A 22,244-nucleotide genomic window follows, 5' to 3' on the forward strand; every position below is an offset into this window, starting at 1 on the left:
TTCAAGGGAGTCGTTGATGGGGTCCATGGTTCTGCCGTCGCAGGCTTACGAGGTCAAACTCGCGCCACACCCGGCGCCGTTCTCGGTGTTGAAGTTCGAAGGTGATGAAGGTGTCAGCCGGCTGTATTCCTACGACATTGAGTTCACGAGTGCCGTCGCCGATATTCCGATGGATCAGGTGCTCGGGCGACCTGCGAAGTTCGTGATCGACCCCATCGATCCGAACGCCGACTATCTCCTCAAGATGTTTGGCGAGAACGCGTCGAAGTTCAGTGAAATGCCGCCTGCGCGCACCGTTCACGGCATCGTGACGCAGTTCGACCAGTTGGATACGTCCGCCGATGAGACGCGCTACAGGTTGCTCATCGAGCCACGACTAGCTGATCTTGCCCGCACGGTGACTAGCCGGTTGTTCCAGAAACAGTCGGTGCAGGAAATCATCACTGACACGCTGAAGCACTACGGGTATCGCGAAGGCGTTGACTTCAAGTTCAACCTGCGGGCGCAGTACAAGCGTCATGAGTACATCACCCAGTACCACGAAACGACGCTCGCCTTCATCCAGCGGATTGCGGCTGACGAAGGCATCTGGTTCCGCTTTGAGCAGGCGAAGGACCACGAGGTCATCATCTTTGGCGACGACCTCGATGCGTATGCCCGTAAGCAGCGCGTCGTGCCGTTCCGGCGCCATGCCGGGCTGACCAACTCAGGGGCCGAGTCCACCAAGTCGATTGAGCGCCACATGCGCCGCGTGCCCGAGGCGATCCAGCTGAACGACTACAACCATCGCAAGGCTGGTGTGTCGCTGCTCGTCGAGCAGAACGCGGCGCGTGACGACAAGACCACAAACGCGGTCGACTACCGATGGGGCGAGCATTACGAGACGCCTCAGGAGGGGCGGCGCATTGCGCAGTTGCGTCACGAGGCGCATCTGGCGCAGCAGATTACCTTCGATGGCGCGGGCAATGTGTTTGCGCTTGAGGCGGGTGAGGTGCTGAACCTTGACAGGCAACTCGCTGACGCACCGCACGGGCTTTTCATTGTCTCTGTCTCGTCCAGTGGTGGCCGCAGGCAGGCGTATTCGAATTCGTTTACCGCGATTCCGTCTGATCGCGTTTGGCGCACGCCGGTCGATCCGGCCAAACGACCGGTGATCGACGGCATCCTGCCGGCACGCATCACATCGCCCGGAAACTACACGCGGGCGTATCTGACGGAGGAAGGCTGGTATGTGATCAAGCTGCCGTTTGACCTGGACACTTGGAGTCCGGGTGGCACCAGCCGGCCCGTGCGGCTTGCAAAGCCGTACAGCGGTGGCAACTATGGTCATCACTTCCCGCTGATTGACGACGCGGAGGTGGCGATTATTCACACCTACGGCGATCCAGATCGACCCGTGATTATCGGGGCGATGCACGACAGCCTGCATCCGGATCTGGTCAACAACCTGAACCACACCCGCAACCTTATCCGTACCGTTGCGCAGAATGAGATGCGCATGGAGGACAAGGAGGGTAACGAGCATATCCATCTGACCACGCCGTACCAGACCAGCGAGTTGAATCTGGGGCATATGGTCGATGGCGACCGCGAGGAACGGGGGCAGGGCGCGGAGTTGCGCGCCGATGGACATGTGGCGATGCGCGGCGCGAAGGGCGTGCTGGTCAGCGCCGAGGCGCAACCCAATGCATCCGGCCAACAGCTCGACATGGCAGACGCGGATGTCACCCTCCGGCAGGCCATGGACATGATGCGTTCCCTGCATGACTCGGCCAATGCGGCAAAGGCGTGGCTTGCCGAGATCGATCAGCAGCGCGTGCTCATTGAGCAGAAGCTCACGAGCCTTCAGAGACCCGTCATCGTCGCCAGCGCCCCGGAGGGCGTAGGCATCACGAGTGGCCAGCACATGCAACTGGCCGCTCGCAAACAGATGTTCGTGACAGCGGGAGACGGCTTGGACATTGGTGTGTTCAAGCGCATCACCGCAGCAGCGGGCGAAGCGATTTCACTCTTTGCCGCGCAGCTCGGCATCCGGATATTCGCTGCCAAAGGCAAGGTGCAGGTCCAGGCGCAAGGCGATGCGATGGAACTGATGGCGCTCAAGAACGTTGCAGTCAGTTCATCAACGGGCGAAGTGATCATTACCGGTTCGAAGGGCATCACGCTGGGTGACGGCTCTGGTGCCTACGTGAAGATTGCCAACGGGAAGATTGAGATCGCGAGTCCTACTGGGCAAATCGAAGTCAGGGGCAACCTGAATACCGTCGACCCTGCGGGTGGCAATTTCACGTTCCCCAACTGGTCTGACGCACCCCTCAAGGATGTGAAGGGAGATATGAACTTCGGGTTCTCTGAATAGGCGCAATCATGGCAAATACGACACCGCCGAATTCGCCCAGCGCTCGGTTGAAGCAGCTTGGCTTTGTGTTTCCGTTTCGCAAGAAGGGGCAAGGCAATGCGGGCTCATCCACTGAATTTACCGATGAGCACGATTTTTACAAAGCATTGGCACAGGAACCGTCGGGCTCCTATTCGGTCAGCGGCAAGGGCATGTGGCATGGTGGAATTCATGTTACTGAGGCCGGAGCGGGTCAATTTCTGGACCTGAAACATGGCTTGCGAAGCATTACCGAGGGCGAAGTAGTTGCCTGGCGTCTCAACCGCACTTACCTGGTCAGCGAAATTCCTGCGCAGAACGGCAAGCCGGCGATCAGCGCACCGTACAGCACGGGGTTTGCGCTGGTACGTCACACGATGGAGTTTCCGCGAGGCACCACGCTGAAGTTTTTCACACTGTATATGCACCTGCAGGATTTGGCGGGCTATGAGAGTGATACGTCTCTGCCGAAACCTGCGTACTGGTCGACGGAGTTCAAGGTCACTGGGTTCGCGATGGACAAGCCTCATGCCAGTCCGAACGGTCAGGTGGCGCCCGCTGGACAGCAAGGGCTAAGGGTTCGTGTGACAAAGCACCATGGCACGATCCTCGGCATCCTGCCGCAGGGGGCACAGTTCAGCCTGAGCAAGCGTGAAGAGGACTGGGGGCAGATAAAGGATACTCACGGGGCCCAGATGTTTGCGCCTACGGTGGGCGCATATGTCAATCCGGATACGGCGATCAACGCGTGGGTTTTCCTGGGCAAGGAAAACGGCGGACCCGTTGTCGAGGAAATCATGCCGGACTCGTCGCTCGATTGCGTGGTGGTGCCGACCACGCCGGTTCACATCAATGCAGGTGACCTGATCGGTCATCTGGGTCGCTACGACTCGTTGAGTCAGCAGACCTCAAACCGCATGGTCCACATTGAGGTGTTCTGTGACGACAGCATCAAGTCGTTTATCACGCAGGGGCAAAAGTGGATTGCCGATAACGGGGCACACGAACTGGCATGGCAGCAGCTTGGGTTACCCAAGGATCCCACGATCCTGCGTGTCGATCGGTCGACAACGTTGTACTTGGCGGCCAACCAGCCTGGCGAGAATCCAAAGCAAACCGGCGTGATTCAGGTGGCCTCGCTTGCCGAACTGGCCCGGCAGCCGGGGAACCCATCCAAGGAGGCCACGGCGGAAAGCGACGGGCAGAAACTGAACTGGTGGAAAGTCGACAGTGCGGACGCACTGGGCAACGACATCAGCGGATGGGTGCGCGAGCAGAGCTTCGCCGGTGGCAAGGTGACGCGTGAGTTTGCGCAGAAGTGGGTGGACTTCCAGACCTTGGAAGATGCGCACGACCCGACGCATACGATGTTTGCGACGACCAAAGGATACGTCGACTATGCAAGCGGCGCGCCCGTGCCGGACGCGGGGTCGCTCGACAAACTGAGCCCGTTGATGCAGTCAATTTATCAGGCGCTGGGCCTGACGGGCGACCGTAGTCAGGCTGCGGGCCGGCTTTGCGACGCGGCGAATCATCCGTGGATCGCGTTGCGGATGTCGAGGTTGATCGTCAAGCACGAGAGTGAATGGGCTAATCCGGGCAAGTGGAAACAGCTTGTCGCAGAGATCGAAACGCAGACTGGGCCTCAGCCGCAGCACAAGGCGGAGCAGCAACGTATCGAGAAGCTTGTCTGGTGGGATGCCGTCGAGGCTGGCCCGACTGACCTGCCTGCGTCGGATGTCTTTCATATTCATCCGATCGGGTTGGTGGCAAATTTTTTTCGTGTCCCGGGCAAGATCACCGTTGAAATGCTTAGGCGCGTCTTCACACAGGCATCGACTGATCAGTTGCAGATTGTGGCGGATGAACTCAATCCCCGCCTCGGCGACTACAAGCTTGGTTCGCCACTTCGGTTGTCGCACTTCTTTGCCCAAATCCGGCAAGAGGCGGGCACCAGTCTTAACACGTCGGAGAACCTCAACTATCGGTCGGACGTGTTGTCACAGAAGTTTTCGTATTTCTCAGCACATACGAGCGAAGCTGAGTTGTACGGAAAAACCGCGTCGCACGCGGCGCAGCCAGAACCTATTGCAAACCGTGCCTACGCACACAAAATCGGAAATGGTTCTGTGGAGAGTGGCGATGGTTGGCGGTACAGAGGCAGAGGGTTCAAGCAACTTACTGGAAGAGCCAACTATGGTGGCTTCCAGAGTTTCTATCCTACTTTGTGGGCTGGCGATGATGTCAATTTTATCGCTAACCCTGACTTGGTATCAGAAATGCGGTATGCGGTTCGTTCGGCGATCTATTTCTGGATTGCCAATCATCTGCCGGAGATCGCAGACACGGGACACACAGACAACGTAGTCGATCAGATAACGGCGGTTATTAATCTTCACACGGACAGCTACGGCGCTCGGAAAAACAACTTTCACGCCATATGGAACACCGGAATTTTCAGGGAGGTTGGCCAATGAGAAAACATGTTCTAACAACTGTTGTGCGAATGTTAATCCTGAGTTTGACTCTCGCCCTGTTTTGGTCCGGTATATCGAGCGCCGCCGAACAGCAGAGCTACCGAATCCCATTTTTGGGTGGTGGGGCGAGCATAGAGTTCCGTTCGGAGCAGAGCCAGGATGGAGATGGGGTAGGCGCATATATAACAGGTGTTGCAGAAACAGGGGGTGTTTTCGTTGATTTGTATGAGGCAGAGGGCGGGGCTACTCCGGAAATCAAGAGCGTATTCGTGAATGGAAAAAAACCGAAGAAACTTTTCATCATAGTAGCCTGGCCCTCTGACAGTCCATCGATAGGAACCGGGGGAAGCATTTATCAGGTGTTTGCCTACGACGAACGGATCGAGAAACGCGGGGCGTTGGCGAAGTTGCGGCGGGATACCGGACTGACCAAACGCTTCGGCGTTGGCTTCGATGGTACGCGCGAAGGACAGTCAGTAACTTACAGATATAGGAACGCATCAGCTGTAAAGCGTCAGCTCCTTGAATGGGGCTACATATGAGCTTTGCAACTCCCGCGCCAAAAATAGCATGGATTCAAGATCATTTGATCGTGAATGACTCTGCCTATGGAGAGCCCTGTTTTGGCACAAACGAACAACCTGGCAAAGACTTCCGCGGTCGTGGCCCGCGTCAGTTGACTCATTACGAATCCTACAGACGCTGTGCGCAGACGATTGGGTATCCTATTGATAGTCAGCCAGAACTTGTTGAAAATAACCCGCTGGTTATTATAGAAACTGGATTATGGTTCTGGAATGACAGAGGAATTGGTTCGATTGCCGATAATCCGACTGCCATCGGTGACGAGGGGTTAAGAAGGTCACCCGTCCGATAAATTCGGGATACAAAAATCTTCCAGAACGGCAGCAGTTCAAAAGAGAAATTTCTTCCATATTTAATCAAGATTTTTCGTCGGGATGTACTGATGACTAAGCACTGGCCTTTTATGTCGATCGTTTTTATAAGTGGTTCGGTGTGTGCGGAGAGTACATGTGCCGATATCCATGGCCGGCAAAGTTATTTGCCGCTAAGCATAAAGAATGGAACTATCTGCTTTGTTCAGGAGCCGGTCTTGGACCCTAAGGCCAGGGCGCCGATCGGTGCCGATGCGATTTCTTTATATTATATTTACAATGGAAATGTCCCCGTGAAGGCGGAAGGGCGGGGTCTTCTTTATGAAGATACACCCGGTGAAATTGTTGACGCATTTTCATCGAGTGTTGGTCGCGATCATCAAGAAAAAATATTCGTGATCCATTCCATGGAGATACGAGAATCTCTCGTGGAGCCAAATTCGTCTGGTAAATTTTATTCGGTTTCCGTCTTTGACGCGATGGAAAACGCCCTGCAGCGGGATGAGCACGCTTCTAATTGGTTCGGGGCCGACTACAGCTGGCTATCAGACGGGCAAAGGGTAACGTATAAATTTCCTTATCAGTCAAGAAATGACGTTCGGCAGGCAATAGATTCTCCTTTCGCCTCGCTGATGAGTAGGGAGCAACCTATCCCTGTCAGATTGAAAAGTAAAAGCTATCTGTTTGAAGGCCCTAATGTTAAAGATAAGACAAGGAAATACCTGGTCGGAGGGGACCGAGCCATCGTTGACAAAGTTACAGCGGGATGGTGCCAGGTTCACTACTCCGGAGGCGCGAAACCACTAGAGATGTGGTTAATGTGTAGTGCACTTGATATTGATGCGCAGGAAAAAAAGATAGATTAGTGACTGATGTTATATGAGATTCACGCAAGAGCTTTACGTTCAGGGGCGAAGCTGATGCCCTGATTGCATCGCCATCGATCAACGGTCTAAATAATAGCGTTTTCACCAATAATTTGGAGTTGTAAAGGACTGTTGCGTGGATGCCAGTAGTGTTCGTGCCGTTACGAGAAAGGGTGGCGATGGTGATAATGGGTATTCAAACACAAAAAATCGCATTTAACGACGTTGACCGCTTGTTGGTTTCCCACTTGACGAGGCGCAGCGTGTTTTTCATGAAATTAATAATTGTTTATTTCATTATTTTTTCTTTAAGTGCCATCTTCTTTGCTTCTGATGCGCGGGCGAAATGCCATGCGGCTCAAAACGATCGCAACATATTTAAGGCGTCGCAGATATCAAAAAATTCTGTTGTTGCCATTGAGAGGAGAGATGGTGACTATCCTATCGTCTTGGTCGTGTACAACCTGGTTGATAGCGGGTTATGCAAAAAGTCAGAGTTTGCTAGATACTCGATAGAAGGATCTGTCCCGACGGTTGAATCTCTATTTTTTTACAAACTAGATGGAGAAATCAATCTCTTTGCGATCGTCTCGTGGGCTATAAACAACCGAGGTGAGGGTGCATACGGGACGCTTTACCAAGTCTATGCTTACAGGAAAAGCAATGATGGTTCTTTGAAAGAGAACAAGAAAATTGCCGAAGATAATGAGCTGACGGGTATAGACGGCTACGATAATTGGCGACAGTCAAAGTTTCTATATAAGACTGCCGCCGATGTGAAACGCGCTTTATCTAATTTCCATGGCCGCAATTAATTACAGGGATGCGTCATCAAATTCAAGATCAACTTCTCCTGAGCACTTTGTAATGAAGAACCTAGCCTACGAAGGCGACAGCACGATCCACCGCGGAAAGATCCTCAGCGGTTCCGACCGCATCAAGATCAAAGGTCGCCGGGCGGCGCGGATTGGCGACATCGTGTCGTGCCCTATCCACGGCGACGACAAAATTGTCAAGGGCGGCGAGAGCATGACAGACGCCAGCGTGCCAGTTTCACGGGACGGTGATCGAACCCAACGCGGCAGCGTCCTCATCGCTACGTCAGCCCGAGCGACGGTCCAATAGATGCCAATTGACTTTGGAAGGGTGCCACCACGGGTCGCGGTGCCGGAACCTCCTCGACCGTCAAAGCTTCTCTGGGCTGTCCTGCTCGGTGTGGTTATGTGCCTGGGCGCTGCGCTGGCGATATTTGTGTGGCCCGCGGGAAGGCCGACGAACACCGTTTGGTTCTGGTTCTGCGTCATCGGCTATCCGTTGCTCGCATGCGCACTCCTGCTGTGTTGCTGTCTCGGATATGTGTACGGACGACGCAGCGGAGCCATAGCGAACAATCGCATTAGCGACAATGAGGAATTGAAATGCCATACGCTGGCCAGCGTGCCTCTCGCGGTGCTCGGACATGCCTGGTGTTTTTCCTGCGACGATCAGGAGAACGACATCGAGGGACTGCTCAACGGCACGGTGAAGATGGACACTCGATCCAGCCGCGCAGTGCCGGGGCTCGATGTCAAGGCACGGTGGCTGGAAATCACTGATAAGCCGTTCTACGCTGGAAATGAACTCACCGAGTACGCGCGTCATCGGCTGGTGTCCGACTGGCTTCTGAACAGGTTAATCGACAGGATTGCTACAGAACTGGCCGCGCTTCCTGGTCGCACCGCCGTGCAGGTCGATCTGCGCATACGCTCGGAAATGGAACTGACGGACGTGCGCTCCCGCTTGCAGGAGCAGATTTCAACCAGGGTGCCGGCTCTACGAGTGACGGTCAATGCGAGTGGAGAGCACTTATCGCTCTTTCAGGCGGACGCGTGGCATGACCGTCTGAAGCCGGACGAGGCGCATTTGCTGATAGCGATCCAGTTGCGTAGAGCGGTCAGCGAACGGTTGCGGGAGGGCGTCGCCGAGACGGGCGTTGCGCTGCTGCTGGGCGACCCTCGCATTGTCCGGAACATGCCTGCAAACGGGACGTCGCCACGTTTGCATCGCCCGGCTATCGGAGCGTCAGACGCGGTGAGCAAGCCACTCGAACTTGCCGCGCGTTGGGGGCAGGCTGAATCAACTGACATCAAAACGATATGGAGTCACGGCCTCTCGGAAGAGCTCGTGCGTTCGGTTAGGTCATCGCCTCAACTCAACGAGCAGACGCAATGGATTGATCTCGGGGCAACGGTTGGAACATGCGACGGCGCGGGTGCCTGGCTTGCGGCCGCACTCGCTGCGGAACATGCGTCAGTCACAGGCGATCCTCAACTCGTCCTCACTCAAGAAGGTAGCGACATGATCGCCCTCGTGTGCAGAAAGCAACTATGAATGAATACAAGCCACAGCCTGTGCCGATCTTCATCGGTATCGCAAATGCCATTGTTTTCCTTGCGCTGGGCATTGCCGTTTGGGTCGAGGGTGCCGGACGGGGATGGTCGCTCGATACACGGATCATCATCGAGTTGGTTCTGGTAGCGTGCTGGCTTGTATCAATCATTCTCGTGAAGTACTTCGAGGCTGTCGTGTTGTGGATCGCTTCGATGCGGGCAGTGAGGTGGCTCGCGCAGTACGATCGGAAACGGCAAGCTCACGGTGTCGCTGGACAAATCACGCCGTCGCAAGAAGGGGATTTGGGGCGGCTTGATGCCCTGCGCAATGTGCTTCGCGAGCGTCACGGGTGGCGCTGGCAACATCGGGATCGGCGGGTTGTGATCGCTGGGGATGAGTCGATCGTCAAGCGCCTTGCACCTGGCCTCGTGCGCCGCGGTTACACTATCTCGGGCAACACTGTCCTGCTCTACGCGAAACAGACCGGCGACCAGTTGGATACCGCCTGGCTCGACCAGATTCGCCGGCTGCGGCGTCAGCGTCCCGCCGATGCGATCGTGGCTGTGGTCGAGGCGCGGACCGCCGGCAAGCAACCGTTCGATGGCGAAAGCCTCGCCCAGCGCCTGGTCCGCCACGCCCGTGCACTGCGCTGGGCTGCGCCGGCCTATCTGCTGAACGCCACGGACTTCGACATCGACAGCACCAGCCTAGACGAAGTAATCGGCTGCACATGGTCAAACGCGCGGACCCGCCCGGACGACATCAATGGCTCATTGCGTGCGCTTTCGACCGATCTCGCCGATGCCGGTGTCGTGCGTCTTATGAATAATCCGTCAGACCGGTATGCGGGCGAGCTGTCCCATCACATCTCGCAACACGAGCAGTCATTGTCCGACCTGGTCGTGCAGATTGGCCAGTCGCGCATCTGGCGCAGTGCCGTACATGGCTTGCTCTTTGCGCCCCTGTCCAAGGAGCGTACTGCAACGGCTTCTGAAGCTCCACCGGGTGAGGGCGGAACGGCGCAAGCTGAGACCGCTGCCGTCGCACAGGGCCACGCTGAGGAACAGGACATCCCCCGTGGCGTCTGGCAGACGATCGCCGAGCATAGCCGCCGCATCCACGGCCGCCGCGTCGGCTTCTCCCTCTCGACTACCGCTGCATGGATAGCAACTGCACTCGTCGGACTATGGATCGCCGGCACCATGCTTTCGGGATTCACAAACAGGTCGACGATCCAGGCAGACGTTGACACCGCGACGAAACTCTCGACCTTACGGGACCCCACGCAAGCCGCGCTCACCCTCGACACCCTGCAAAAGCAGATCGACACCCTCGAAGTCCATCAGCACGACGGCGCACCGTGGCACACCCGCTTCGGCCTGAACCGCGACGCGGCGCTTTTCGCAGCGCTGTGGCCGAGCTATGAGAACGCGGCCGCTCGAACTGTCGTCGCTCCGATCCGCACGAGGCTCGAGGAACGGCTGCGACAACTCGGATCGCTTTCGGATGCGGAAATTGCAAGCGGAGGGGATGCACAGATCAAGTCAGCGTACGACACGCTAAAGACGTACCTGATGCTCGCAAAGCCTGACCACGCCGACCCGAAATTCCTCACTCCGCAACTCATCGCGACCGCCGCGCCTGAGCGACCGATCAATTCAACCCTGAGCGAGGGCACGTGGCAGGATTTGCGCCAGCGCCTGCTCGCGTTCTACGCGAACCACCTCGGGCAACGCGTCGCGGCCAACGGCTTGGCGCTTGCGATCATTCCGGACGCGGGACTTGTCAACGCAACACGTCAGACGGTGATTGGCGTGCGCGGCATCCAGAACTCGACCGATACGATCTATCAGCAGATCCTCGAGGAGGCAAAGCCGAAGTATCCGCCGGTATCGCTCGCCACACTGCTCGGCGACACCAGCAGCCGGGGCCTCTTCAACACAACGGCCACCCTACCTGGCGTTTTCACGCGCGCGGCCTGGGACGAGCGCATCTCAAAGGCCATCGACGAGGCCAGCGAACAGCGCACCGTTACGGGCGACTGGGTGCTGTCAGACTCCCCGAAGGAAGGCCCTTTGGGGCGCGCACCTAAGCAAGCTTTACTTGGGGGCACCCGAACCAGCACAACCCCAACCCCATCTCTGAAAGCCGAACTGCAACAGCGCTACTTCGACGACTACGCCCGCGCATGGGAGCAGTTCCTCAACAGCATCCGCTGGCAACCCGCCTCGACGCTTTCGGGCACCGTCGACCAGTTAACGCTGCTGGCCGACCCACAGCGTTCACCGCTCGCATCGCTCATGAACGTCGTCGTCTATCAGGCTGGCGCAGGCGCAACCACTCAGTCTCTGTCCGACACGCTGATCAACAAGGCACAGCAACTGGTCGGCGCCACCGGATCCTCCGAGGGTGCAAAGGACCCATCGAAGGCAACCCAGCCGCAGAACACCGCACCGCTCGCCTCCGCATTCGGCCCGCTCCTGCGCCTGGCGGGCAGCGATCTGGCTGGACCCGCCAACACCAGCGGCAACGCCACGGCCGCAACACAAGCGGCCGCCACGAGCGAACTCAGCGTGCCACGCTACATGGAACGCGTAACCGCGATGCGCCTCAGGCTACAGCAGATCATGATAGGCAATGATCCGGACGCAATGTCACGCGCGGCAGCCCAGGCCGTACTGCAGGGCAAAACCTCCGACATCGCCGACAGCCGCGACTACGCAAGCCGGGTGGCCGCGAGCCTCGGCCAGCAATGGGCGGGTTTCGGTGACCTGTTCCAGCAGCCGCTCGACCAGACGTGGCAGGTCGTGCTACAGCCGGCGGCATCGAGCCTGAACGACACCTGGCGCAGCGGCATTCTCGCCGACTGGAACCGGAATTTCGGCGGCCGCTACCCGTTCGCCGACTCCGACAACGACGCATCACTGCCGGAAATGGCCCGCTTCATGCGCCCCGACAGTGGCGTGATTAGCCAGTTCGTCACGACACAACTGGCGGGCGTCGTCGAGCGGCAGGGCGATCGCTGGGTCACCGCACAGGGATCGGGCCGTAACTCGCTGACGATCGACCCGACTTTCCTCAGCGCGTTGAACACGCTCATGCGCGTGTCGACCTCGCTCTTTCCATCCGGCGATGCGCGCGTGCGTTTCGAGCTGCGCCCAGTGTCGACACCGGGCGTCACCGACACGAAGTTCGTGCTGTTGGGCCGGGAACTGCATTACTTCAACCAGAAGGAAGAGTGGACGCCGTTCATCTGGCCGGGCGATACGTTGGAGAACATCTCGCGCATCGAATGGCAGACGCAGGAGGGTGGCCTGCGCTCGGCCCTCGATACACAAGGCCGCTTCGGACTCATCCGGCTGCTCGAACGCGCGACGGTCACGCCACAGGACAACGCTCGCTATCTGCTTGCCTGGACGCCGGACGCCCTGAAAGAAGCCCCCTCGCGGGGCCTGAGCCAGGGCATCCCACTGAAGGTGCAACTACGCAGCGAAGCCGGCGCGGGGCCGCTCGACATGCTGGCCCTCCGGCATTTCTCCCTGCCGCAGCGCATTTTCCTGACGGGGTCGCCAAACGGCGCCCAGAAGCAGGCACTCAGCGGACTCCCTCCACTGCCTGCAGCGATGCTGGAATCCGCCAGGCTTGCCGAGGTGCCGCTCCCCTCTGGCTGGCTAGGCGGCACCAGCCGGGCCGGCGATACCGACAGCGTCTCTATGAGTGCAAGCGCCCGTCCGGCCGCAACGGTCAGTGCACCGAAACAGACCCAGCCGGTCACGCCCAAAGCCACGGAAAGCCGGGCGAGGCCCGCAGCCAGCGAGGCGGTGACGGCGGCGACGGCGGTGACGGCGACGTCCACCGAATCCCTCGAGGGCAAACCGCTGTCCGAGTCGAAACCGCCCCGAGGCAGCCGGCCGACAGCGGGATTGACCAGCGCGAATTATCTGCAGTCCGACGCATTTGCTTACTGAGGTCAACGGGTGCTGACTCATTTCGTCAAGAATCTGCTGGGCACGAACCCGGCTCCTTCGTTGCCTCCCGCACGCGCGGACGTCTGGTCGTCGTGGCTCGTGCCATGTCCCGGCGAACATCCCTGTGGGCGCGATCCCGGCTACGAGGATGCGTTCTTCGAACTAAAGGACGAAGCCGCGAAGCTCACGGGCATAGATGACGCGCTGATCGTGCGTTCGTGCGAGCAGTTAATCAGGGAAACAGGCAAGGATCTGCGCGTGGCCGGTTACTACACGTTCGCGCGATTGCGCCTGGACGGCCCGCCAGGTTTTGCGGACGGCCTCGAGCTGACCGCGGCGCTGGTCGACCGCTTTGGCATTGCGCTGCTGCCGGCACGTGCCGAAACAAAGAAGGGTGCGCTTGAAATACTCGCGACCACGCGCATGGTCGATCTGCTCGAAAGCCGGGGCGACTTCGCGCCGGCGGACCTTGGGCGCGCGATCACGGCGCTTGACCTGCTCGTCACGCGTACCGGCGAGTGGCCCGAAGCGGCGCGCCCGAACCTGCAACCGCTCGTCGCACGCTTTGAACGCAACGGCGAGTCGCCGCGCAGTGCCGATCAGGAAGCGGACTCATCCCAGCAGGCATCGCAAGGCGCCATGGGCAAGGCAATCGGCACGGTGTCTTCAACGAGCGATCTGCTGGATCAGGCGCGCACGATGGCGGCGTGGCTGCGCGATCAGGAAAACGGCTACCTGCCGTCGGTGAGGCTGGTGCGCAGCGTGCGCTGGGACACGCTGCACGAGGTGCCGCCCGCAGACGCGCAGTTCCGTACGCGCCTCGTCCCGCCGCGCCCTGAATTGCGCCAGCAGATGAAGCGGCTCGTGCTGCAGAAGCACTGGCACGAACTGCTCGAACGGGTCGAAGGCGCGTTCATGGAAGGCGTGAATCATCTGTGGTTCGACCTGCAGTACTTCCAGCACGTCGCGCTCGACCATGCCGGCGCACCGTATCACGCCTGGCGCGAACTGTTGCGGGCGGACTTCGCGCTTTTCCTCGAGCGCCTGCCTGGCATCGAGCGGCTCGCATTCAACGACGGCACGGCGTTCGCCGACGACACGACTCTTGAATGGATCGCGCGGCATGCGGTCGTACGCGACCTCGAGGCGGGCGAGATGGTCGCACCGTTGCCGGTCTCGGCCGACAGCGACGATGGTGCGAGTGGCGACTGGCCCGAGATCGAGGCACAGGCGAGAGATCTTGCAGCAAGCCAGGGTCTTGAAGCCGCGTTCGCGTGGCTGGAAGCGCTCCCCGGCCTCAGGACCGAACGCCAGCGCTATCTGCAACGCTTCGTGATGGCGCGCCTTGCTGATCACGCCGGCCGCACCGATGCCGCGTTGCCGCTGCTGACCGAACTCGACGCCGCCACGCAAACCGTGCCGCTCGTACGCTGGGAGCCGGCGCTCGCCTTTGAGGTGAAGCACCAACTGATCAAGGCGCTCAAGGCGATGAGCAACCGCAAGGACGCGGACAGGCCCACGCTCGGCCGCCGCATCGATCAACTCCAGGGCGAACTGACCGTGCTCGACCCCGCGCGAACCCTCGCGCTATAACAACGAGATTCCATGAACCAAGACGATTCAATCCTGCGCTACTACGAAGCCGAGATGCGCTACCTGCGTGAGTCCGGCAAGGAATTCGCGCGGACGCATCCTGATCGCGCACGCATGCTTAACCTCGATCGCGTTGGCGATCGCGATCCATCCGTCGAACGCCTTTACGAAGGCTTCGCGTTCCTGACGGGGCGTTTGCAGCAGAAACTCGACGACGAACTGCCCGAGCTGACCGAGGGACTGGTGAGTCTGCTGTGGCCGCACTATCTGCGTATGATTCCGTCGCTGTCGATCGTGGAGTTGTTTCCGCTCGCCGAGACGCTGCAGAAGACCGAAACCGTGCCCGCCGGCGTGCCGATGCGCTCGGCGCCGATCGTGACGCCGCCGACTCCGGGCATGGAAGGCACGACGCCGAAAACCGTGCAATGCGTCTATCGCACGACGCAGGCGGTGACGCTCCAGCCGGTACGCCTCACGTATGCGGGACCGGACGTGCGCCACGATGGCCGGTCGGTGATCCGGCTGCGCTTCGATATCTATCACTCGGCACGGCGTGACGCCACCAATCTGTCGCGGCTGCGCCTGTACCTGAACGCCGATCTGCCGACGGCGTTCGCGATGCACCTTGCGCTTACGCGTCAGGTCGACTCGATTTCCTGGCGCATTCCTGAGGCACATCAAGACCGGGCGGCCGGCGAAGCACGTCTGCTTGAGGGCGTGACCATTGAACCCGCTGGCTTTACCACTGAAGAACGCCTGTGGCCAAAAGCCGAAGCCGCTTTTTCCGGCTACCAACTGCTGCTCGAATATTTCGCATTCCGCGAGAAATTCCTGTTCGTTGATCTGTGCGGTCTGGATATTGCGAAGCTGCCGGCCAAGGCGTTCAGCTTCGAACTGGAAATCCTGCTTAAACACAGTTACCCGTCCGACCGGCGCTTGACGGCGGAGAACGTGCGGCTCTTCTGTACGCCCGTCATCAACCTGTTTTCGCTCGACGCCGAACCGATCGACGTGACCCACCACGAGACGGAATATCGGGTGGTCGCCGCGGGCCACCAGGGGGCCAACGTCGAAACCTACTCGGTCGACGCGATCGAATCGTTCGATCACGTCAGCGCGGAGCGCTACGAGTACGTCCCATTCGCGACGTTCCGGCACCGCGGCGGGATGCTGCGCCACGAGGCGCCGGAGCGGTACTTCCATACGCGCGTCAGGCAGGGCGTGACAGGCCTGCATGACACGTGGGTCATCCTCGGCGGTCATGCGTGGGAGTCGATGGAAGATCTGCCGGCAGAAAACCTCTCGCTGCGCGTGACGGGCACGAACGGCATGCTGCCGAGAAAGGGTCTGCGCGAAGCGAACATCAACGAACTGGGCGAGAGCACGCCGAACGTTTCAGCCGTGCGTAATCTGGCAGCGCCGACGTTGCCGCTCTATCCGCCCACTGGCGATCGCTTCCAGTGGCGGGTGCTGTCACACCTTGTGCCGAACTTCCTGTCGATGATGGACGCGGAAGTGCTACGCGGTGCCCTCGCACTCTACGACTGGACCCATGATGAGCTGAACCGCCGCCGCCTCGCGGGCATCCTGCATGTGTCGGAGGAACTGCTCGAAGAGGTATCGGGTGGTTCGGTCGAGCGCGGCGTGCTGATCGAGGTCACGCTCGACAGTCATGCGTTCGCGGGTGAAGGCGACGTGATGCTGTTCGGTGAACTGCTGCACCGGTTCTTCGCGCTGTATGCGGAAATCAACCTGTTCACGAAGCTCGCGATCGTGAGCCTGCCGTCGCAGCAACGCACTGAATGGCCGCGCAGCAAGGCGCTGCGCTCCCCGCTATGAAGCCCAGAGCGTTGCCGAACCTGGAGCCGCTGGTCGCGTCGCTGCTCGCACGCGCGCCGATGATGAACTTCATGCAGCTGTGTCAGCTGCTCGAAGTACGCGTGCCTGAGCGTCCCGGCTTCGGTACGCGTGACACGCCGGAACACGAACCCGTGAGATTCCGCCCGCGAGCTCGCGTCGGTTTTCCGGCCGGCGAAATCGCCTCAGTCGAGCTTGACGAGGAGGGCGTCACATACGGAGCCAACGCCCCGCCGACCGTACGCACGACGTTCATGGGACTGTACGGCGTGGACGCGGCAATGCCCTCGCACATGATCGACGACATCGTGCTGCGAACGGAAGGACACGAAGCGCTCGAAGCGTTTCTCGACCAGTTCAATCACCGGTTTGTCACGCTGCTGTATCGCGCGTGGAAGAAGTACCGCTATCCGATCGGCTTCCGTCCAGGCGGCACCGATGCGCATTCGCGCAAGCTGCTGTCGCTGGCAGGTTTTGGTTGGGGTGAGAAGCCCGCGCGCGCCGGGTTGCCGGATTCGCGGGTTCTTGCGCTGCTTGGGCTGCTGATTCAGCGTACGCGCACGCCAGAAGGTCTTGCCGGTGTCGTCGCACTCGCCGTGCCGGGCGTCGATGTTCGTGTCGACGAGTTCTTCCCGACCCTCAAGGGCGCGGGCAAGCCTCAACCGCTCACGTCCGCGGGCAGTGCCGACGGCGCACAGGGCGAGGGCCCGCGCCGTGGCCTCGGTGGCGGCTACGTGCTGGGCACGCGCCTCGTGTACCGGAGCCGGGCCGCCCGCGTGACATTACGGCCAGCCAGTGCGGAACAGGCCCATGATCTGTTGCCCGGCGCATGGCTGCACCGCGAGCTGATGGCCTTTATCCGTCTATACGCCGGTACGAAGGCCGATGTGTTCCTGCGCATGGAAGTATCGTCGCGAATCGCCCCCGCTCCGAAAATCGGCGCGGCGCACGAAGGTCCGGCGCCGCGTCTTGCCTGGACTACGGTTCTGCCTTCAGACGACGAACGTCTGATCACCATTCCGTTCGGTTCTTATGAAGCGTTTCCGGCGCCGGGGCCGAACCCGTTCCTCGCGCCGCTTGCCTGATTCTGGAGTACTTATGCCTTTCCGCCCGATGACGATAACCGTCACCCTCCTTGCCGCCAGTCTGATGCTCAGCGCATGTGGTGCATGGCAGACAGTGTCGGAATCGACCTCAAGCGCGTATCACGCCGTGTTCTACAAACAGGTCAAGGTGCTGAACGTCGACCTGACCGCACGTGCCTCGGTCAACCCTGACGAAGCAAGGCGGTCGACGTCAGTCGCCGTGCGCGTGTACCAACTCAAGGATCGCAAGCTTTTCGACAAGGCCTCGTATGACGATCTGCTCAAGAACGACAAGACCGTCCTCGCGCAGGATCTGCAGGCCAGCATTGCGACGGTAGTCAATCCCGGCGCTGCCGCAAGCGTGTCGCAGCCGATGCAGCCGGATACGGAATACGTGGGTGTCGTCGCGTTCTACCGGAACCCCGATTCGAATGGAACCTGGCGTCGTGTTGTACCGAAGAAGAAGCTGTCGGCGGATGTGCCGCTGAAGCTCGAACTGGTCGACCGGGAACTGGTCGCCTCGGGCGACGTGGCAAAAGAAAGGCCCACTCAGTGAGAGCAGGGTCCTCACTAGTATCTCCCGTACAACGCGACCGCCGAGACGCTCGACGCCCTTCTGGATGAAAGACATCGGGCAGGGCGCGAGCCGCGCGGCCTTCCGGAGTGGAGCGTCTGCTACCCGATACGCAGCCTGGGTTGCGAGGGCAATCGCCTAAGAACATGGGCCGCGTGCCGAGCACATCGCGATGCCGGTTTTTCCTACGTACGGCCATTTCATCGGGCTGTCATAGTTTCACGACTAGGATGCCCGATCACCGCTGTCGCACTCTGGTCCGGCACGGCATTCACGGCCCGCATATCGCTGTGAGCACCGTGCGCTCGCTGTCCGCGTCGGCGACCTTCCACCTCCATGCAAAAACACCAGACATGTCGAACAAGAAAATCGCCAAGGATTCGCCGACCGATCAGGGCGCTACCATCGTCTCGCGCCGTGGGTTTTTGAAGTTTGCCGGCGCATCCAGCCTCGCGACGGCCGCAGGCACGCTCGCGTCGGCGGCGCGGGCCGCGAACAGCGCGCCCGACGGCACACCGGAGCAGATCCACCTGACGTGGGGCAACGATCCGACGAGCGAGGTCACCGTGTCGTGGGCGTCGCCGGCGCCGGCGGTCAATCCGAAGGTGCGCTTCGGCGGTGCGGGCGCGGCGCGAGAGACGGTGCATGGCGTCCAAAGCACCTATACCGATGGCATCAACGGAGAGGTCGTGTTCACCTATCACGCACGTCTGCGTGGCCTGAAGGCCGATACGAGTTACGAGTACGAGGTGAGCGCCGACAATGACAGCAACGCGGCTCAGCCCTTTACCGCGAGCTTCCGCACGGCGCCCCGAGGCCGCGCGCCATTCCGCTGGACGAGCTACGGCGATCTCGCGACGCCCAATACCGGCTGGGTCCTGTCGTCGCCGCAGAGCCGTTTCGCGGTTCAGGCTGTCGAGCGATTTCAGCCGCTGTTCCACCTGCTCAACGGCGATCTCTGCTACGCCAATCTGAACCCGACACACCAGCCGGACGTGTGGCGCGATTTCGGCAACAACTGCCAGACCTCCGCGTCGAACCGGCCGTGGATGCCGTGCCCGGGCAATCACGAACTCGAATTCCACAACGGCGAACAGGGCCTCGCCTCGTATCTCTCACGCTACACGCTGCCCGAGAATCACACGCGCTTTCAGGGACGCTGGTACAGCTTCCGCGTGAGCTCGGTGCTCTTCATTTCGCTCGATGCGGACGACGTGGTCTATCAGGATGCGGCAGCGTTCGTTGCGGGCCCGAGTCCCTTGGTGCCGGTGGCGAGCACCGGCAATCCGCCGATTCAGCCGGGCACGTCGCTCTATGTGCGTGGATATAGCGAGGGCGAGCAAACCCGCTGGCTCGAGAAGACGTTGCGCCGGGCGGCGGAAGACGACGAAGTCGACTGGATCATCGTGCAGATGCATCAGGACGCGCTAAGTTCATCGAAGACCGGCAACGGCTCCGACAAGGGCATCCGCGAAGCCTGGCTGCCGCTGTTCGACCGCTATGGCGTGGACCTGGTGTTGTGCGGGCATGACCATGATTACGAGCGCAGCTATCCGGTGCGCGGCTGCAATCACAACAAGGGCACCGATATCGCCACCGGGCGCGTGGTCGATACGTTGCAGCCGCGGCCGGTGATGTCGGCGGTATCGTCAGGGGCGTCGACGTTCGATACGAGCCACGGCACGATTCACCTGATTCTCGGCGGTGGCGGGACGAGTGCGCCGCTCGATGTGTATGGGGTGGATATCGGTACCGGCTTGCCGCAGGCGCGTATTTTCACGCGGCCTAATCGTCCGGTTGCCGGTACGACGGCGGGTACTTTTGTGCGTGCCAGCGCGGATGCCGTTGAAGATGCGGTCTGGTCGGCGCAACGGGATACCGGCACCGGCTACGGTATCGCGGTGTTCGATCATGATCCGGGGCATCCGGGTGGCGAGACCACGATTACGATGAACTACTATCACGCGCCGGGGGCTGACCAGACCCCGACGCAGAACTATGAGTTGTTCGAAACGATTGAGTTGAAGAAGAAACGGCGAGGGTAAATTGCTCTTCGCTGCAGTTCGACGCTCCAGCAATTTGCTATTCAGGGCGTCGAACCGTTTCTCTGCCGGTACGACCTCGACGCTATTTCACGCGTCGTGACTTGAAGCCCGGCAGTGTCCGGGCGTCGGGGCTCCACGCAAGGTGGGCAGCCTGCTCGACGGCTGCCTTGAATTGCGATTCGCTCGTCCATATCGGAATACGCGTGCGATAAAAATCCGCCCACTGAAATTCGGCGAAGGGTTCGGGCGTTTTCAGATAGCCTCCCGCGTCGCGCACGAATGCGGCGAGGCTGCGGTACGGATCGTCGATGAGGCCGGAGATCTCATCGGGAATCGCGGAAATGGCTCGCAGGATGCCGCGTTCATCGTAGGGATGCACCCAGCGTCTATCAATCACGGTGTCCCAGAACTTCGCGTCCGGCAGCCGCGACAAGTCGTCCACCACCGCGGCGAACGCCTTCGTGATGCCGCCATCCCACAGCGCGCGCGCGAGATGGTGGTGGTCGATGACGTAGTGCCTGTCATGCTTGCCAATGACGGTTGGAATCGGCGCGCTTTTCAAGAAGTCTTTCAAAGACTTTGTATCCATCGCCAAAAGGCGTTTTCGTTTGGCATCGACTTCCAGCATGCCCACCGTTGCCTGCAGCGGGCGCAGTTGTTCAATGCCGACACTTGTTGTCGTTGCCATAGGTGACCCTCCGTCTCCGGGGTCATTCTACTGCTGCGCCTACGCCCGGTCATTGTCCACCCACTTCGCAACGGCCCAGGCTGGACTCCCTCAGACAGAAGCGGTAGGCTGTGAGTGCTGGTGACTCTGTTTGGCTATGCTGGTCTTAAACGACAACGTGGAGCCTGCACATGGACGTAAGCACGGAAACGCTGGTGGAACTGCTGCGGGAAGTGGAAGCCGACGACCCGATCGATTACGCGGACCTTCCATTTGGAGAGCAGGAACTCAGGCGGCTCGTCATGAGTTCACTTGTCGAGCGTCACCACCAGGTCGAAGCAGGCAACATGTCGATCTCCGACATCCACGCGTTGTATCTGCTGAGCACCGCCAAACTTGTCCTCGAAAACACGGTGCTTCACGCGAGGCTGCTTCTGCTCCAAGGGCAACAGGTCGATGTACGGTCACTGTTGGCGCCGTTTACCCTCAAAGGCAAACCTTAAAGGCCGAAAGGCCACTCTATCGGCGGCAGCGCATTGCGCATGACCAGATCGGAGCGGCGCGCGCATCACTTCTCAAGTTCTGCAAACAGCCAATCCTGGAAGCTATGCAGCTTCGGCAATTCGGCGCGGGATTTCAGCAGGTTCAGCGTGTAGCCGTGTACCGGCAGTCCGTCCAGCCCGAACGGCGCCACCAGTCGCCCCGTTTCCAGTTCGCGTTGCGCCAGAAGCAGGCTTTCGAGGCAGACGCCCAAGCCGTCGACCGCCGCGCTGATCGCCATGAACGAGCGATCGAAACGTGGACCGCGTCCAATATCAAGCCGCGTCTTGCGATGGAGGCGCATCCAGTCTCGCCAGCCCACCAGACACCCCTCGCTATGAATCAGCGCATGGTGCCGCAAATCCGCGACGCTCTGCAGCGGATGTTCCCCCGCCATGAGCGCGGGCGAGCACAGCGGCACGATCGTCTCAGGCGGCAATTCGAGCACCATTGTTCCGGCCGGTTGCAGTTTTCTCGGACCGTAGCGGATGTCGATATCCACCGCTTCTGAAATCAGATTCACCGCCTCTGAAGACGCGTTCAATCGCACGTCGATATCTGGATGCGCTGCACTGAAACGCGCGATGCGCGGCATCAGCCATTGGGTCGCAAAGCTGGGCGTGCAATGGATCGTGAGGATGTCGCTCTTGGCGGCGCGCCCGATTTCACGGGTGGCCGAGTCGATCCGCGCGAACGCCGCGGTGATTTCCTCAGCGTATTGCCTCCCGGAGTCCGTCAGGATCACCGTGCGGTGCAGCCGATGGAACAGACGAATGCTCAATTGCTCTTCCAACAGCTTGATCTGATGGCTGACGGCCGAGGGTGTGACAAACAGTTCGTCTGCTGCGAGCGCGAACGACGAGAGCCGCGCGGCGGCCTCGAATGCCTGTATTGACTTGAAGGTAACGCGATTGTGCATAGCAGCATCA

Annotated in this window: 17 protein-coding genes; 15 read left to right on the top strand and 2 right to left on the bottom strand. The window is 59.9% G+C overall.

The annotated features are described in order from the left end of the window. The first annotated feature begins 16 nt into the window (after positions 1-16). The 14 genes from HHL24_RS00605 to HHL24_RS00670 all read left to right on the top strand — a co-directional run bounded on the left by HHL24_RS00605 (position 17) and on the right by HHL24_RS00670 (position 20,108). Positions 17-2,359, top strand: coding sequence for a type VI secretion system Vgr family protein (locus tag HHL24_RS00605; RefSeq protein ID WP_230417281.1), 2,343 nt, complete (start codon positions 17-19; stop codon positions 2,357-2,359). 8 nt (positions 2,360-2,367) lie between these two features. After that, entirely contained in the window at positions 2,368-4,854 is a 2,487-nt protein-coding gene (locus HHL24_RS00610; RefSeq protein WP_169483444.1) for a glycoside hydrolase family 19 protein, read from the top strand. Next, complete coding sequence (locus HHL24_RS00615; RefSeq protein WP_169483445.1) at positions 4,851-5,396, top strand: hypothetical protein; 546 nt, start codon at positions 4,851-4,853, stop codon at positions 5,394-5,396. The genes HHL24_RS00610 and HHL24_RS00615 overlap by 4 nt, the downstream gene beginning before the upstream one ends. After that, complete coding sequence (locus HHL24_RS00620; RefSeq protein WP_169483446.1) at positions 5,393-5,731, top strand: glycoside hydrolase family 19 protein; 339 nt, start codon at positions 5,393-5,395, stop codon at positions 5,729-5,731. Before HHL24_RS00615 ends, HHL24_RS00620 begins: the two co-directional genes overlap by 4 nt. Positions 5,732-5,821: 90 nt before the next feature. Continuing rightward, complete coding sequence (locus HHL24_RS00625; protein WP_169483447.1) at positions 5,822-6,616, top strand: hypothetical protein; 795 nt, start codon at positions 5,822-5,824, stop codon at positions 6,614-6,616. 140 nt (positions 6,617-6,756) lie between these two features. Continuing rightward, on the top strand, positions 6,757-7,431 hold the full coding sequence (locus HHL24_RS00630) for a hypothetical protein (RefSeq protein ID WP_169483448.1): 675 nt from the start codon (positions 6,757-6,759) through the stop codon (positions 7,429-7,431). Between the two features lie 52 nt (positions 7,432-7,483). Further along, positions 7,484-7,741 carry a PAAR domain-containing protein gene (locus HHL24_RS00635; protein ID WP_169483449.1) on the top strand — a complete coding sequence of 86 codons (258 nt, stop codon included), beginning with the start codon at positions 7,484-7,486 and terminating at the stop codon, positions 7,739-7,741. Further along, complete coding sequence (locus HHL24_RS00640; RefSeq protein ID WP_169483450.1) at positions 7,742-8,986, top strand: hypothetical protein; 1,245 nt, start codon at positions 7,742-7,744, stop codon at positions 8,984-8,986. Then, positions 8,983-12,954 (top strand): ImcF-related family protein, encoded by a 3,972-nt coding sequence (locus HHL24_RS00645; protein WP_169483451.1) that lies wholly within the window; start codon positions 8,983-8,985, stop codon positions 12,952-12,954. Before HHL24_RS00640 ends, HHL24_RS00645 begins: the two co-directional genes overlap by 4 nt. 12 nt (positions 12,955-12,966) lie before the next feature. After that, positions 12,967-14,547: a type VI secretion system protein TssA gene (gene tssA / locus HHL24_RS00650; protein WP_206002662.1), complete on the top strand. Its 1,581-nt coding sequence runs from the start codon at positions 12,967-12,969 to the stop codon at positions 14,545-14,547. A gap of 12 nt (positions 14,548-14,559) precedes the next feature. Next, a complete protein-coding gene (gene tssF / locus HHL24_RS00655; protein WP_169483453.1) occupies positions 14,560-16,386 on the top strand; it encodes a type VI secretion system baseplate subunit TssF in 1,827 nt (608 codons plus the stop codon). Beyond that, entirely contained in the window at positions 16,383-17,489 is a 1,107-nt protein-coding gene (gene tssG, locus HHL24_RS00660; protein WP_169483454.1) for a type VI secretion system baseplate subunit TssG, read from the top strand. The genes tssF and tssG overlap by 4 nt, the downstream gene beginning before the upstream one ends. 13 nt (positions 17,490-17,502) lie before the next feature. Next, positions 17,503-18,045 carry a type VI secretion system lipoprotein TssJ gene (gene tssJ / locus HHL24_RS00665; protein ID WP_206002652.1) on the top strand — a complete coding sequence of 181 codons (543 nt, stop codon included), beginning with the start codon at positions 17,503-17,505 and terminating at the stop codon, positions 18,043-18,045. 371 nt (positions 18,046-18,416) lie between these two features. Then, positions 18,417-20,108 carry a purple acid phosphatase family protein gene (locus HHL24_RS00670; RefSeq protein WP_169483456.1) on the top strand — a complete coding sequence of 564 codons (1,692 nt, stop codon included), beginning with the start codon at positions 18,417-18,419 and terminating at the stop codon, positions 20,106-20,108. An 82-nt stretch (positions 20,109-20,190) separates the two neighbouring features. On the opposite strand, the gene HHL24_RS00675 is transcribed toward HHL24_RS00670, so the two are convergent. Then, the gene (locus tag HHL24_RS00675; RefSeq protein WP_169483457.1) at positions 20,191-20,796 is read right to left on the bottom strand and encodes a ParB-like protein; all 606 of its coding nucleotides are present in this window, start codon (positions 20,794-20,796) and stop codon (positions 20,191-20,193) included. A 170-nt stretch (positions 20,797-20,966) separates the two neighbouring features. Between HHL24_RS00675 and HHL24_RS00680 the strand changes: the two genes are divergently transcribed. Continuing rightward, positions 20,967-21,278 (top strand): hypothetical protein, encoded by a 312-nt coding sequence (locus HHL24_RS00680; RefSeq protein WP_154567003.1) that lies wholly within the window; start codon positions 20,967-20,969, stop codon positions 21,276-21,278. A 65-nt stretch (positions 21,279-21,343) separates the two neighbouring features. On the opposite strand, the gene gcvA is transcribed toward HHL24_RS00680, so the two are convergent. After that, complete coding sequence (gcvA, locus tag HHL24_RS00685; RefSeq protein ID WP_169483458.1) at positions 21,344-22,234, bottom strand: transcriptional regulator GcvA; 891 nt, start codon at positions 22,232-22,234, stop codon at positions 21,344-21,346. Positions 22,235-22,244 lie beyond the last annotated feature (10 nt).

This window comes from Paraburkholderia polaris (genome assembly GCF_012927345.1).
GTDB lineage: Bacteria > Pseudomonadota > Gammaproteobacteria > Burkholderiales > Burkholderiaceae > Paraburkholderia > Paraburkholderia polaris.